Genomic DNA, 14,615 nt, shown 5'->3' on the forward strand with positions numbered 1-14,615 from the left:
GCAACGTAAGAAGGTGACGGCATGAGCAAAGCCTACCTCAACTACGCAGCAAAACGCCTCGTACAGGCGATCGTCGTGATCCTGCTGGCTTATGTCTTCACCTTCATCGTCGTCAGCATCCTGCCCGGCGACCCGATCACCAATGTCCTGAACAACCCGCAGAACGGCTTCACGCCGGATGAGATCAAGGAGATCATCGCTGCGCAGGGACTGGACAAACCGATCCCCGTGCAGCTCTGGAACGCCTTTTCCGGCTTCGTGACCGGCGATCTCGGCCTGTCCATGCGGACCAACAGGCCGGTGGCGACGCTGATCGGCGAGGTTCTGCCATCGACGCTCGTGCTTGCCTCGGCGGGCCTCGCGGTTGCACTTTTCTTGGCAGCGATCATCGCTTACGGCACACAATTTCTGCCCAGGCGGTTCGGCCAGGGCCTGCTGCGCGGCGTCCCCTCGCTGTTCCTGTCGGTTCCGAACTTCGTGATCGGGTTGGTGCTGATCCACCTCTTCGGTTTCCAGCTTGGCGTCTTTCGCGTCATCGAGCCCGACAGCTTCTGGGCAACGCTTTTTGCAGCGATCGCCCTCGGCATTCCGATCTCCGCGCAGATTGCCGAAGTCCTGATTGCCAATCTCGACCATGAGTCCGGCCAGGACTACGCCGCCGTCGCACGCGGCCGAGGGCTTGGTCAGATGCGGCTCTTCGTCATGCACCTGCTGAAGCCTTCATCGCTGCCGGTCATCACCGTCGTCGCTCTGACGATTGGCGAGTTGCTCGGCGGATCGCTAATCACCGAGACGGTGTTTGGCCGGAACGGGCTTGGCAGCCTGGTGCAGCGGTCCGTCAGCACTCAGGACCTGCCGGTTCTACAGGCGGTCGTTTCGCTCGCCGCGGTGGTTTTCGTGGTCGTCAACTTGATCGCCGACCTGACCTATCCGCTGCTCGATCCCCGCGTAAAACTTCTTGGCACGCAGCACCGTCGCCCGACGACCGCTGATGACAGCTCTCTCCCCATCTCCAAGGCGGTGACCCCATGACGCTCGCCTCTCTTTCTTCCACGCCCACGACACTGGTCGGCCGTCTGACGGGGCTGCGTGTGCCGCCGGTCGTCATCCTCTCGTTCCTGATCGTCACTCTGGCGATCGCCTGGTCCTTGGCCCCTGGCCTGTTCACCGGCTACGATCCGGTGAACGGCACCCCCGCCCAGAAATTGCTCGGCCCAAGTGCAGCGCACTGGTTCGGCACCGATCATCTCGGCCGTGACCTCTACGCACGCGTCGTCTATGGCACGGCCTCATCGGTAGCCAGCGCGCTGATCGCGGTCGTGATCGGCGTTGTCGCCGGGGGAATTATCGGACTGCTGGCCGGCTTCTTCGGCGGCTGGGTGGACACGGTCTTTGCCCGCCTCGTCGATGTCTTGCTGGCAATCCCCAAATTCCTGCTGGCAGTGATCGTCGTCACCGCAATCGGTTTCGACACGACGAATGCGGCAATCGCAACAGGCGTCTCCGCCGTTGCCCTTTTTGCCCGGGTGATGCGCTCCGAAGTCATCAAGACGAGGCAGGCGACATTCGTCGAATCGTCCTTCCTGCTCGGTGGATCGCGCTGGCATATTCTGTGGCGCCACGTGCTTCCGAACGCATCGCGATCGGTGCTTCCGCTCGCCGTCCTGCAGTTCGGCGATTCCATTCTGGTGATCGCCAGTCTTGCCTTCCTTGGCTACGGCGACCCGCCGCCTGCTTCCGATTGGGGCCTGCTGATCTCGATCGGCAAGGATTACCTCAAATGGCCCTGGCTGGTTTACGCCCCGGCCCTCGTCACGATCGCAACCGTTCTCTCTGTAAACAGGATCAGCCGATGGCTCCGCAAGACAGACTGACCACGTTTTTGAATCGCCCATCGTCCCCGTTGCTGCGGGCCGAAGGATTGTCGGTGGCCTATGGCACCCACAGGGTCGTGACCAATGTCGGCTTCGAGCTTGGACGCGGCAAAAGTCTCGCGCTGATCGGCGAATCCGGATCGGGCAAATCGACCATCGCCCGCGCCGTCCTGCGGCTGCTTCCCACAACGGGACACGCCACCGGCCGCGTCGAATTCGACGGCCAGGAGCTTCTGGCGCTTCCCGAGCGACGCTTCCGTCCATTCAGGGGACGCAGGATCGGCTTCGTGCCGCAGGATCCGGGCAACTCCCTGAACCCGGTTCGCACCGTCGGCGCGCAGGCAATGGAAGCTGCCGCACTTCTTGACGAACCGGACAAGGCGCTTCGCAAGGCACTTGTCCTGGAGACATTCGCGCAGGTCGGGCTCGACAATCCGCAGCGTGTCTACGACTCCTATCCGCATCAACTTTCAGGCGGGATGCTCCAGCGCGTTCTGATCGGGCTCGCCGTTCTGCCGCGGCCGTCGCTGCTGGTCGCAGACGAGCCGACCTCCGCACTCGATGTGACGATCCAGAAGCGCATTCTCGACCTTTTGTCGAAGCTGCAGGAGGAGCTGAAAATCAGCCTTCTCCTGATCACCCATGACCTGGCGATCGCAGCCGAGCGCGCGGATTCCATTGTGGTTCTCAAGGACGGCGCCATCCAGGAATCCGGAAACACCGCTACGGTATTCTCCGCCCCTTCCTCGTCCTACGCCAGAAAACTGCATGGCGATGTGCCAGCCCTCAACCCGGACCGGTACCGGCCATTGCGGGAGCCTGGTTTCCGGCACCTCAGCGCCAACCGCGAAAAGACACCGAAGATCGAGGTCAGCGGCGTAACGAAGAACTTCACCGTCGACGGCAAGGTTCTGACCGCCGTCAACGACGTCTCCTTTGACGTTCAGGCGGGAACGACGCATGCGCTGGTCGGGGAGTCCGGATCCGGAAAGACAACGGCAATCCGGCTTCTGCTCGGCCTGGAGCAACCCGACACCGGAAAGATCGCCGTTGGCGGCGAACAGGTGAACGGTCGGTCCCCCGAGCAGCTTCGCTCTGTCTGGCGGCACCTGCAGCTTGTCTATCAGAACCCTTTCACATCCCTCGACCCGACCTGGAACGTCGAGAAAATCGTGCGCGAGCCGCTGGACCGCTTCAAGATCGGGACACATCAGGAGCGGGCACTCGCGGTGCGCAAAGCGTTCGCAGATGTCGGGCTGGGGGAGCATCTCTTGTCCCGCAAGCCCGCCGCCTTGTCTGGGGGCCAGCGCCAGCGCGTTGCCATTGCCCGGTCGCTTGTCCTGAAACCCGATGTGATCGTGCTTGACGAGCCTACCTCGGCGCTCGACGTCAGCGTTCAGGCCGATATCGTCGAAGTGCTGCTGTCGCTGCAGGTCAAGCTCGGGCTCACCTATATCTTCGTGTCGCATGATCTGGCGCTGGTGCGCCAGTTTGCCCACACCGTCTCGGTCATGCAGCGCGGCAGCATCGTCGAGCACGGTACTGTCGGAGAGATCTTCGACACGCCCCGCCAGCCCTATACCCGTTCGCTGCTGGAATCGATCCCGTCAGGGGCCGCGCGTTTTGCGCGAACCCAGCCCCTGCAGCAGCGGCAGATCTTCAATGAGGAAAAGATCGCATGACCGCCGTCGCCACCGCCCCGGCACCGTCCGCGTCATTCCGTCCGAAGAAGCGGCTCGGGTTCAACACGCGCGTCTCGTTCAACGATGACACCGGCCCAGCCCATGGCTTGTGGGAAGGCATCGAGCTTTTCAAGGCGGCCGAACGTCTGGGCTACCAGTCAGGCTGGGCCTATCAGCGGCATTTCGACCACTATCTATCCTCGCCACTGCCCTTCTTTGCCGCGGCAGGTCAGCATACCAGCCATATCATGCTCGGCTCGGCCGTCATTCCGATGCGCTATCAGGACCCCATTCTGCTGGCGGAAGCCGCAGGCACGACCGACCTCCTGATCGGCGGCAGATTGGAACTGGCGATCTCGACCGGCTCGAACGCAGCCTTCGATGCCGTCTTCGGCACGGTCGAAACCGACGCCAGGACGGAAGCCAAGCGCCGTCAGGCGCGTTTTCTGTCCGCGATCTCGGGCGAGGTTCTGCACACCGTCGCAAAGCCCGGCCAGGCTGTCGTGGAAGGCAGCCAACTGAGGGTAACGCCGCACAGTCCGACTCTTCGCTCGCGCATCCGCCAAGGTTCCGCCAGCCTCGGGTCAGCGATCCAGGCCGCCGAACTCGGCATCGGGCTGATCGCCGGAACCGTACAGCATGATCACGCCGAGGGTGAGAGCTTCGGAAGCTATCAGGCCCGTTGTATCGAGGCTTTCCGGGCCATCTGGCGAAAGCAGCGGACAAGCGAGCCGCCGCCTGTCGCTGTGGCGGCCTCGGTCCTGGTCGGCACGACGCCAGAGCTTCGCGAAAAATATGTAGCCTATGATCTCGAGCGACGTACCCAGGGCATCGCCGCATCGCGGCCGAAGGGCGCGCTCGAACCGAACTCGCGGACCAACCAGCCGCCGGGAAGCCAGATCTCGCCGGTCTTTCACGGCACACCGGACCAGGTAATCGAAGCAGTGCTCAGTGATCCCGGGCTCGCTGCGGCCGACGAGATCGTTCTCTTCCTGCCGCCGGCCTTCGGCCTCGCTGAAAATATCCATCTGCTGACCGACCTCGCCGGGACCGTCGCCCCGAGCCTTGGCTGGTTGCCGGATTGGTAAAACACCCGCTGGAATTTTAAATGCCGGTCGCCCTCAGTTAGAGATATTTTCTATAGTTTCAGTGTAAATAGAAAGACCTGTCTTCCTTAGCCTTTGTCTGCCGCCTAAATTTCGACCACCATCGACAATCAGAGGAGCTCCCATGACCGCGGAATTCATCAGCGTCAGCTTTCCCAACGCCTCGAACGACCTCAATCCCATCCCGGACGCTCCGGTCGATCCCCGCTATCTCGAGCGCTATTCGCGCGCCCTCGATGACTACGGCTTCAACTATACGCTGATCCCCTACTCGTCGTCGTCCTTTGACCCCTTTACCCTTGGCGCTACCGTTCTGGCGCATACGAAGAACATCAAGATCATCGTCGCGCTGCGGCCTAATACCGTCTACCCGACGGTTGCTGCCAAATCGCTTGCCACGCTTGACCAGTTGAGCGGCGGCCGTGTCGTCGTCCACTTCATTGCCGGCGGCAGCGACGAGGAGCAGGCGCGCGAGGGCGACTTCCTCAACAAGGAACAGCGCTACGAGCGGCAGGAAGAATATATTCGTATCCTGCGCCTCGCATGGACCTCGACCGAGCCCTTCGATTTCGATGGCAAATACTACCAGTTCAAGCAGTTCCGCAGCGCAGTGCGCCCCACGAATGGCACCATCCCCATCTCGGTCGGCGGGTCGTCGGATGCCGCCTACCGGATCGGGGGCTCGCTCGGCGACATCTTCGGGCTGTGGGGCGAGCCACTGGCGGAAACCAGGCAGCAGATCGAACGTATCTACGCCGAGGCGGCTAAGGCAGGCAGGACGGACCGGCCGCGGATCTGGGTGACGTTCCGCCCGATCGTCGCTGAAACCGACGAACTGGCCTGGGAGAAGGCCCACCGAGTGCTCGACCGTCTCAAGGACAACAGGGAAAGGGGCCTTCATCGCGCGCCGCCATCCGCCCCGCGCCCCGCCAATGTCGGCTCGCAGCGCCTCCTTGATATCGCCGCGCGTGGCGACGTCCACGATCGCGCCCTCTGGTATCCGACGGTCACGGCGACCAATGCCTCCGGCGCCACGACCGCGCTCGTCGGATCACCGCGGACGATTGCCGATTCAATCCTCGACTATATCGATCTCGGTGCCGACCTGATCTCCATCCGCGGCTATGACAATTTCAACGATGCCGTCGACTACGGCCGCTATATCCTGCCGCTGGTGCGCGAGGGCATACGCGAGCGGGAAGAGGCAAAGAAGAAGGCCGCAGCCTGATGATCGCGCGCGACACAGCTTTCGATCCAAGCCTGCTGAGCGCCACGACGCGCGCGCTTGCGGACGCAGCTCCCGAGGCGGACCGGACGGGGGATTTTCCCTGGACGGGCATCCGTGCGGTTCATCAAAGCGGCCTGCTCGAAAGCACTGTCGCGACGAGATATGGCGGCGCCGGCGCAAGCCTCCACGAGGCCGCGACGATCCTTGCAGCCCTCGGACGGGGTGATCCGTCGGTCGCACTGATCAGCGCGATGACGATCTTCAGCCACCTCGGTCAGGCAACGAAGAGCCATTGGCCCGAGGACCTCTACAAACGCCTGATTAAACAGGCCAAGCAGCATCCACTGCTGCTCAACGCCGCGCGTGTCGAACCGGAACTCGGGTCGCCCGCCCGCGGCGGCCTGCCGGCAACGGTTGCCCGCCGTGCCGCATCGGGCTGGTCGATCACCGGCCGCAAGCGGTTCGTCACAGGCGCACACGGTCTGACCCATTTTCTCGTCTGGGCGCACACCGATGAAACGTCGGCCCGGGTGGGAACATTCGTCGTTCCAAACAAGCTCCCGGGCATTCGCGTCATCGAAAACTGGAAGAGCCTTGGCATGCGAGCCTCAGGCTCCCATGATGTCGAATACACCGACGTGGAAATCCCGCTGGAAAATGTCATCGATCTGGTCGATCCATCCGTCGCACAGCAGGACAACCGCGCCCATGCGGCGATCACGCTGGCGCTGACCGCGCTCTATCTTGGGGTGGCTGAAGCCGCTCAGGAGGCGTTCATCCGCTTTGCTCACGAGCGCGTTCCAACCAACCTTGGCCATCCGATTGCCCGCACGGAACGCTTCGTGACACTTTCCGGCGAAATCGACCTCCTCGTCTCCGGTGCCCGGCAGATCATTTTCGACGCCCTGAAGGACAAGCAAGCCGAGGCCGAAAAGCACATTCGGGCCCGGCTGCTTGCCGGCCGGCAGCTGCGCGACGCGGTGCAGATCGCCGTTCGCGGCATCGGCAATCCCGGCCTCGGGAACGAACTGGGGCTCGAGCGCCATTTCCGGGACATTCAGTCAGTGCTCGTCCATGCCCCGCAGGAAGACACGTCCATTTCCATTCTCGGGCGCGCCGCCTTTGAACGTTGGAAGAGCGAAAAGGACACGCCATTGGCTCCTCCGGTCAATCTCACCGTATTGAAGACGGCCTGATCATGACACGCTACATCATCATCGGTGCCGGCGCAGTCGGCGCGAGCCTCGCGGCCGAGTTCGAAACGCATGGCATCCCCTATGTGCTCGTTGGGCGCGGCGCCCAGATTGCCCATATCGCCGCTCACGGTCTCTCGTATCGCCGGCCGGGCGGACACCGTGTGCTCCGGCTCAACACCGCCGACACGGCCGCGCCACCGGCGCTTCAGCCGGATGATATTCTGGTCCTTGCGGTCAAGGCGCAGGATGTCGAGTCGGCCACGGAATTCTGGGCCTGGCGGCAGGTCGAGGGTGCAGGCTTTGCATCAGAACTGCCTCTCGTGACGCTGCAAAATGGGCTGGCTGCGGAAGACATCGCGCTGCGGCGTTTCGATCGTGTTTATGCGGCCAGCATTCGTATTCCGGCGCGCTACACCGTCACCGGCGAGGTCGTCGTCGGGGGCGAGCCGAATGTCGGCATCGTCGCCCTGGGACGCTACCCCGAAGGGCTCGACCACAGGGCTTTGTCGATTGTCGCGGATCTTGCAAAGGCGGGTTATCTTGTCGAAGCGCGCCCCGACATCCGGCGATGGAAGGCAGCCAAGCTGGAACACAACGTCACCAATGCGGTCGAGCTTTTCGCAGGCGCTCCCGAGCTCCGCTCAAAGGCCGCAGCCGGCCTGGCGCAAGAGGCACGCGCTGTTCTCATTGCCGCCGGCTATTATCCAGCTGCACCTTCGGAGTGGAAGATCGACATCTCTTCCTGGCGCGTCGCACCAGAGAGCGGCATCAAGCCCGGCCAACAATCGACTTGGCAAAGCTTCACCCGTGGCACCACAAGTGAGGTCGACTATCTCAACGGCGAGATTGTCAGGCTCGCCCGTATCTACGGCATCGCAGCTCCTCTCAATGCAGCCTTTCAACAGGCCGCGGCAAGGCTTGCGCTAGAAGGCCGGCAGCCGGGCACGAGGGATATCGCCGAAATCGTTGGCGGTATTGCCGGCTAAGTTAGATCCAGTTTTGTAACGGGATTGAGAGGAAAGACATGGGAAACCCAAAGATCGTCGGGATGGCAGGGAGCTTCAGCCGACCTTCGAAAACGCGATCGCTGGTCCGGCATGTCGCCGAACTCGTGAGCGGCCGCTATGGCTTCGACATCGCCATCTACGACATGATAGATGTCGGGCCCTCGCTTGGCTCTGCCCTTTGGCGCAAGCAGCTCGATGAAAAGGCACAACATGTGCTGCAAGAGCTTGTCGCCGCCGATATCCTTATCATCGGCGCGCCGACTTATAAGGGCTCGTACCCGGGCCTCTTCAAGCACCTGATCGACCTCATTGATCCTCATGAGCTGAAGTCGAAGCCGATACTCATCACCGCAACAGGCGGCGGCAATCGTCATGCGCTGATGGTAGAACACCAACTTCGCCCCCTGTTCGGGTTCTTTATGGCTCACACCCTGCCAACGGCCGTCTATGCATCGGATCATGATTTCCTCGACTATGCTGTTGCATCGGAGCACCTCAGCAAGCGGATCGAGGAAGCCGTGAGCGAGGTGGACGTCTTTTTCCCGGGACGAGTGCCGACGCGTGAAGCCGCGGAGTAGACACCACTCCTCATCGAATGTTGCGCTTGAGTGGTGGGACGGCAGCGAGGCCGTTCAAACCGCTACGTCGGACGTCCGCTCACCTTGAGGCAGTATATCGCCCTCCCGCAAATGACCTCTAACTGAAGATGCTGGCCATTCCTGAAAGCCGGTTGAAAGCTTCGTTGGGCTACGCAAAGCTCACGCATCGTGGAGGAGACACAATGTCCGTGGCTAAATTCGGTGCGCTCAACTTACCTGGAGGAGACTTTTATGCGGTTCACGCGCAAATTGTTCAATGGAATTGCTATCTCTGCAATTGCAGCCGCAGCATCGTTAGGCGCTTCGGCCACGCACGCTGCCGACAAAATCACGATCATGGTCGGCGGCTATGAAAAGCAGATCTATCTGCCGGCCAAGCTCGCCGAGAACCTCGGCTATTTCAAGGATGAAGGCCTCGATGTCGAGCTTCTGAACGAAGCTGCCGGTGTCGATGCCGAAAACCAGCTTCTGGCAGGCGCCGTTCAGGGCGTCGTCGGCTTCTACGACCACTGTGTCGACCTGCAGGCCAAGGGCAAATTCGTCGAATCCATCGTGCAGTTCAGCCAGGCGCCGGGCGAAGTGGAGCTCGTCTCAACCAAGCATCCCGAGATCAAGTCGCCGGCCGACTTCAAGGGCAAGAACCTCGGCGTCACCGGCCTCGGTTCCTCAACCAATTTCCTCACCCTCTATATGGCATCGAAGGCCGGCCTGCAGCCGGGCGATGTCGTGACGGTCCCTGTTGGCGCCGGCGGTACGTTCATCGCCGCCATGCAGCAGGATCAGATCCAGGCAGGCATGACCACCGAGCCGACCATCTCGCGTATGCTGAAGACGGGTGAAGCCAAGGTTCTCGTCGACATGCGCACGGTAGATGCGACGCGCCAGGCGCTCGGCGGCACCTATCCGGCGGCCTCGCTCTATCTCGAAAGCTCCTGGGTGAACGAGCACAAAGAAGAAACCCAGAAGCTCGCCAATGCCTTCGTGAAGACGCTAAAGTTCATCAACACGCATTCGGCGACCGAGATCGCCGACAAGATGCCGAAGGATTTCTACGTCGGCGACAAGGATGGATACATCAAGGCGCTTGAAGAAGGAAAGGGCATGTTCACTCCAGATGGCGTGATGCCCGACGACGGCCCGAAGACGGTTCTGGCCGTGCTGTCCGAGTTCTCCAAGAACGTGAAGGGCAAGCAAATCGACCTTTCAAAGACCTACACGACCGAGTTCGTCAAAAACGCGAAGTAACTTCTGTCGCGACGGCTCCCGCCGTTTGGCGGGAGCGCAGCGCGCTATGGGCACTGCGTGCACGCCCGTAGAGGCACGCATAGGTATCACCATGCAGCAGGAAAACATGAAGACGCCTGCGGTCGAGCTGATCAATGTCAGCCGCCGCTTTGTGTCGCCAACCGGAAAATCCCTCACAGCCCTCCGCGACTTCAACATGACCGTCGAACGCGGCGAGTTCGTTGCCGTCGTCGGCCCGACCGGATGCGGCAAATCGACAACACTCAACCTGGTGACCGGGCTTGCCCGTCCGAGCGCCGGAGAGGTTCGCCTGATGGGCGGCCCGATCACCGGCATCGACCGCCGCGTCGGCTTCGCCTTCCAGACCGATGCGCTCTTCCCTTGGAGGAACGTGATCGACAATGTGATGGCCGGACCGCTTTTTCGGGGAAAATCAAAGGCAGAAGCCGAAAAGAGTGCCAAGGACTGGCTGGCGCGCGTCGGCCTCTCGAAGTTTCTGCATCACTATCCGCACCAGCTCTCTGGCGGCATGCGAAAGCGCGTCTCATTGGCGCAGACCTTCATCAATGAGCCTGAGATCCTGCTGATGGACGAGCCGTTCTCGGCCCTCGACGTCCAGACGCGCACCGTCATGCACGAAGAGCTGTTGAAGCTTTGGGCCGAGCGCAAGGCGTCGGTCATCTTCGTCACCCACGACCTCGAGGAAGCCGTTGCGCTCGCCGACAAGGTCTACGTGCTGACGGCAGGCCCGGCGACGGTGAAATCCGTCTACTCGATCGATCTCCCGCGGCCGCGTGTCGTTTCCGAGATCCGCTACGAGCAGAGCTTCATCGCCTATTGCAAGACCATCTGGGACGACCTGCGCGAAGAGGTGGAAACCAGCTACCGCCGTGCAAGCGAAGCCGCCTGAGGGAGAGGACAATGACTGATACAACTTTTGTCGCGGGCTCCGCCGCGGTGTTTCGCCCGGGAACCTCGGACGCGGAAATCGAGGCATCCGCGATGAAGGCGCTAAAGCGACGCACCGCGCTTGTCCGCTTCTGGCAGATCGCCATTCTCGCCTTCGTCATCGGCATGTGGGAGCTCTCCTCCAACATGGAGTGGATCGATTCCTTCTTCTACTCCAGCCCGAGCGGCGTTCTCGCGCGCCTTTACGAGTGGGCAACCGAGGGCACGACCGAAGGCTCGCTCTGGTACAATCTTTGGGTCACGATGGAAGAAGCGCTGATCGGCTTCTTCGCCGGTTCGATCACCGGTGTCTTCGTCGGCATCGGCCTTGGCCGCAACCGTTTCCTATCGGATATTTTCTCGGTTTATATCAAGGCGATCAACTCGATCCCGCGCGTCGTCCTCGCCCCAATCTTCATCATGATCATGGGGCTGGGACTTCCCTCCAAGGTGGCGCTCGCCTTCATCATGGTGTTCTTCGTGGTCTTCGCTAATGCCTTCCAGGGCGTGCGCGAAGCAGACCGGAACATGATCGCGAATGCTCGCATTCTCGGCGCCTCCGACTGGCAGGTGACGCGCACCGTCGTTATCCCCTCGGCTATGAGCTGGATCTTCGCCAGCCTTCACGTGTCGTTTGGCTTTGCGATCATCGGTGCGATCGTCGGCGAGTTCGTCGGCGCCCGCTTCGGCATCGGCCAGCTCATCTCGATCGCCAAGGGGACCTTCGATGCGGCCGGCATGTTCGCCGCGATCTTGCTTGTCATGGTGGTGACGCTTGTCGCCGAATACATCATGACGATCATCGAGAACCGCCTCGCCAAATGGCGTCCGCAGCAGCATGTCGACGCGCAATAATAGAGGCCATCCTCCCAAGCGTTCGGAAGGCCGGATCGCAAGATCTGGCCTTTTTTTCATGCCCGTCTTTGGGCAGCGACCGGAAGCCGCACGCTCACCACCAGACCACCGCCATCGGCTTCGGCAAGCGCAACCGTTCCACCGGCGCCGTCGACCACTTCCCGGACGATCGAAAGACCCAAGCCGCTGCCGTCGCCTTCGGTGCCGAGCACGCGGTAGAACCGTTCGAAGACCTGTCCGCGCTCGTCCGCGGGAATGCCGGGGCCGTTGTCTTCTACGTCCAGCACGGCGAGAGTCTCCTCCCGCGTGACGGAAACCGTTACCTGGCCACCGCGGCGTGTGTAGCGGATCGAGTTGTCGACAAGGTTGACAAGCATTTCGCGCAGCATCGTGCCATCGCCCTCCACCGGCACAGGCCCGGAGACTTCCAGGCCAATATCGATATCGCGTTGCAGGGCCTGCTCTGCATGGGCCGCGACGATGTCCCTGGCGGCGGCAGCGAGGTCGATCGTGTCGCTGCGGGGCCGTCGGCTGCCCGGCTCCGCGCGCGACAGGGTGAGAAGCTGGCTCGCCAGGCGCGACATGTGGCGCGTGCTGCTGCGCAGTGCCTGCAAGGCCTCGTCGCGCCTAGCCTCGTCCGTCTCGCGCGCAGCGACGCTGGCCTGCGTGGACATCAAGGCAAGTGGAGTCCTGAGCTGGTGCGCGGCATTGGAAACAAATCGCCGCTGCGCCGCCATCTGGTTCTGAACACGTTCCATGTGATCGTTCAGAGCGCGCACCAGCGGCTGAAACTCGGTCTGCACCATGCCCGGCGAGAGGGGATCGAGCCGCTCACGTCCGCGGGCGCGCACGGCATCGCGCAGACGGAGCGCCGGCGCAAGCCCCCGCTGCAGTCCGATAATGGTGACGACACCGGCGAGCAGAACGAGGATGAACTGCTTGGTGAAATCGTCCAGCCACAGGCGCCTTCGCAGCGCATATTGGCTGTTGTGAGTAATCGCGACGGTGACGGAAATATCGCCGTCGTCAGGGAGGCCGACGACCGGGTGATTGAGCGTCAGCGCGCGAACGGTCGAGTTGCGGAATGTCACGTCCTGGCCCGTGCGCTCGACGCTCGGCAGCGGCAGATCGGGAAAGCCGCTGACCAAATTCCCCCAGGCGGTGATGACCTGATAGAAGACCTGATCGCCATAACCGGTATCGAACATCTCGAGGGCTGCCGGCGGGATGTCCGCCTCGACATTGCCCCCCTCGTCGACGCGTACGGCTTCGGCAATCACCCGCGCCGAGCTCAGCAATGTGCGGTCGGAAACCAGCTTTGCGGTCTGGTCGGCCGTTTGGTAGCTATCGTAGAGATTGAAGCAGATTGCGCCGACCAGGGTGAGCACGACCCACGCCAGCAGCTGGGCGCGCAAACTCTGCCGCAAATTCCAGACGGCGCCGAGCATCATGCCCAAACGGCGCATTCTAGGAGGCATCCCGCAGCAGATATCCGAGCCCACGCAGCGTTGCGATCTGGGCAGAACTCGATTCAAGCTTTTTGCGTAGTCGGTGAACATAGATTTCGATGGCACTCGGGTCCGCCTCATCGTCGAAGCCGAAGATGCTTTCCGAAAGCGCTGCCTTGGACACCGTCGTTCCGACCCGGGTAATCAGATGCTCCAGAACCGCATGTTCTCTGGGCGTCAAAGCAAGGGGTTCACCGTTGATTGAGAACTGCCTGGTGGCTCCAGCAAAGATCAGATCGCCGACGGCGACCTCGGGAGCGGCGCGATCCTGCCCGCGTCGAACAATGGCACGGATACGGGCCTCCAGTTCGGCGATCTCGAAGGGCTTGGCAAGATAATCGTCCGCTCCGCCATCAAGACCCGCCACCCGGCCGTCAAGGCTGGCATTCGCCGTCAGAATAATGACGGGAACCTTCTCTCCACTTTGTCGGAGCCGCTTCAAAAGCGTCATCCCGTCAATCTTGGGAATGGAAAGATCAAGGATCACGGCCGCATAGCTCGCGACCTTCAGCATCAATTCGGCGTCTTCGCCATCGAAAGCTATGTCGACCGCATATTGTGCCTGGCGGAGTGCCTTTGCGAGCCAATCGGCGAGCTCCTTATTGTCTTCAACGATGAGGATTTTCATGGAGAAGTTATACCATCTCGCTCTAGGGGAATGGAAGCTTGCCCTTTTCAACCCTGATTCCATTTTTGTAGATGGTTGGGGTAAGAGGCGGCGAGCGAGGTTTGCTCGCTGTTGATAGGCGAATTAAGAGGGCTCTGTTGCACCAAGTCCGCGTGGTTGGGGATACCGGGTGTTTTCCGTTGTTACGCGGTCTGTCCCTCGAGATTCCGTGCGAGTAAAGCTACCCGCTTCCGTCAACCCGCTAAGCCCAATGCCGAAAGCTCGCTCAACGATACGAGCTTCACGTCAACGACGAGGGCAAGCGCGACGTGGAAGCGTTGATTTATGATTTTCATCGCGTTCGAGAGGCTAGGTCATGAGCGGAAGACAGTTTCTCGAGGCCCTCAGGCTGGAAGCGCGAGCGGCGCTCGGCTCTGACGCCAATCCCTCTCAATACAACAAGGGCTGGCACGCGACAGCGACGATCGGCAGCATCGGGGCTGGGGCTGGCGTGGCACGACTTCTCCCTTACAACGCAAGCATACCAACCTGCGCCACGCCAAAAACAAGTAGCCCGGAATGCCGACGCCACCAGGTGGTGGCGTTATAAATCTTTGTTGGAACGACGCAGACGGCAATCGACCGGCGTCGTTTCAAGCACATATGTCCTTTTAAAACTTGACAATTTTTATCATGTTATCTAGCGGTTTTTTGCTGATGATCGCGGTTCACGGGATCAGGCGATGACTGATTAGGGGAT

The 14,615-nt window shown here is 61.5% G+C and carries 13 protein-coding genes and 1 pseudogene; 12 read left to right on the top strand and 2 right to left on the bottom strand.

Annotated features, from left to right (window positions below; genetic code table 11):
* Nucleotides 1-21 precede the first annotated feature (21 nt).
* The 11 genes from EFB14_RS29840 to EFB14_RS29890 all read left to right on the top strand — a co-directional run bounded on the left by EFB14_RS29840 (nt 22) and on the right by EFB14_RS29890 (nt 11,740).
* The gene (locus EFB14_RS29840) at nt 22-1,032 is read left to right on the top strand and encodes an ABC transporter permease (RefSeq protein WP_125847639.1); all 1,011 of its coding nucleotides are present in this window, start codon (nt 22-24) and stop codon (nt 1,030-1,032) included.
* A complete protein-coding gene (locus tag EFB14_RS29845; RefSeq protein ID WP_125847641.1) occupies nt 1,029-1,874 on the top strand; it encodes an ABC transporter permease in 846 nt (281 codons plus the stop codon). Before EFB14_RS29840 ends, EFB14_RS29845 begins: the two co-directional genes overlap by 4 nt.
* Entirely contained in the window at nt 1,853-3,556 is a 1,704-nt protein-coding gene (locus tag EFB14_RS29850) for an ABC transporter ATP-binding protein (protein WP_125847643.1), read from the top strand. The genes EFB14_RS29845 and EFB14_RS29850 overlap by 22 nt, the downstream gene beginning before the upstream one ends.
* Nucleotides 3,553-4,644, top strand: coding sequence for an LLM class flavin-dependent oxidoreductase (locus EFB14_RS29855; protein ID WP_126830213.1), 1,092 nt, complete (start codon nt 3,553-3,555; stop codon nt 4,642-4,644). The genes EFB14_RS29850 and EFB14_RS29855 overlap by 4 nt, the downstream gene beginning before the upstream one ends.
* Before the next feature lie 142 nt (nt 4,645-4,786).
* Nucleotides 4,787-5,890, top strand: coding sequence for an LLM class flavin-dependent oxidoreductase (locus EFB14_RS29860; protein ID WP_125847647.1), 1,104 nt, complete (start codon nt 4,787-4,789; stop codon nt 5,888-5,890).
* Nucleotides 5,890-7,086 carry an acyl-CoA dehydrogenase family protein gene (locus EFB14_RS29865; protein WP_126830215.1) on the top strand — a complete coding sequence of 399 codons (1,197 nt, stop codon included), beginning with the start codon at nt 5,890-5,892 and terminating at the stop codon, nt 7,084-7,086. Before EFB14_RS29860 ends, EFB14_RS29865 begins: the two co-directional genes overlap by 1 nt.
* A 2-nt stretch (nt 7,087-7,088) precedes the next feature.
* Nucleotides 7,089-8,072: a ketopantoate reductase family protein gene (locus EFB14_RS29870; protein ID WP_126830217.1), complete on the top strand. Its 984-nt coding sequence runs from the start codon at nt 7,089-7,091 to the stop codon at nt 8,070-8,072.
* A gap of 38 nt (nt 8,073-8,110) precedes the next feature.
* Nucleotides 8,111-8,671, top strand: a complete 561-nt coding sequence (gene msuE / locus EFB14_RS29875) for an FMN reductase (protein ID WP_126830219.1) — start codon at nt 8,111-8,113, stop codon at nt 8,669-8,671.
* Between the two features lie 252 nt (nt 8,672-8,923).
* Entirely contained in the window at nt 8,924-9,937 is a 1,014-nt protein-coding gene (locus EFB14_RS29880; RefSeq protein ID WP_126830221.1) for an ABC transporter substrate-binding protein, read from the top strand.
* A gap of 91 nt (nt 9,938-10,028) precedes the next feature.
* Complete coding sequence (locus tag EFB14_RS29885; RefSeq protein ID WP_125847657.1) at nt 10,029-10,847, top strand: ABC transporter ATP-binding protein; 819 nt, start codon at nt 10,029-10,031, stop codon at nt 10,845-10,847.
* A gap of 11 nt (nt 10,848-10,858) precedes the next feature.
* Nucleotides 10,859-11,740 (top strand): ABC transporter permease, encoded by an 882-nt coding sequence (locus tag EFB14_RS29890; RefSeq protein WP_126830223.1) that lies wholly within the window; start codon nt 10,859-10,861, stop codon nt 11,738-11,740.
* A 56-nt stretch (nt 11,741-11,796) separates the two neighbouring features.
* Here EFB14_RS29890 and EFB14_RS29895 read toward each other — a convergent pair whose 3' ends face one another.
* Together EFB14_RS29895 and EFB14_RS29900 are read right to left on the bottom strand one after the other, a co-directional pair.
* Nucleotides 11,797-13,206, bottom strand: coding sequence for a sensor histidine kinase (locus EFB14_RS29895; RefSeq protein ID WP_245438336.1), 1,410 nt, complete (start codon nt 13,204-13,206; stop codon nt 11,797-11,799).
* A 1-nt stretch (nt 13,207) separates the two neighbouring features.
* Entirely contained in the window at nt 13,208-13,876 is a 669-nt protein-coding gene (locus EFB14_RS29900) for a response regulator (protein WP_125847661.1), read from the bottom strand.
* Nucleotides 13,877-14,234: 358 nt separating this feature from the next.
* Between EFB14_RS29900 and EFB14_RS33640 the strand changes: the two are divergent.
* Nucleotides 14,235-14,381: pseudogene (locus EFB14_RS33640) on the top strand (MmgE/PrpD family protein); the annotation flags it as partial.
* Nucleotides 14,382-14,615: the final 234 nt, after the last annotated feature.

Source organism: Rhizobium fabae, from assembly GCF_003985135.1.
In the GTDB taxonomy this organism is placed as follows: Bacteria; Pseudomonadota; Alphaproteobacteria; order Rhizobiales; family Rhizobiaceae; genus Rhizobium; species Rhizobium pisi.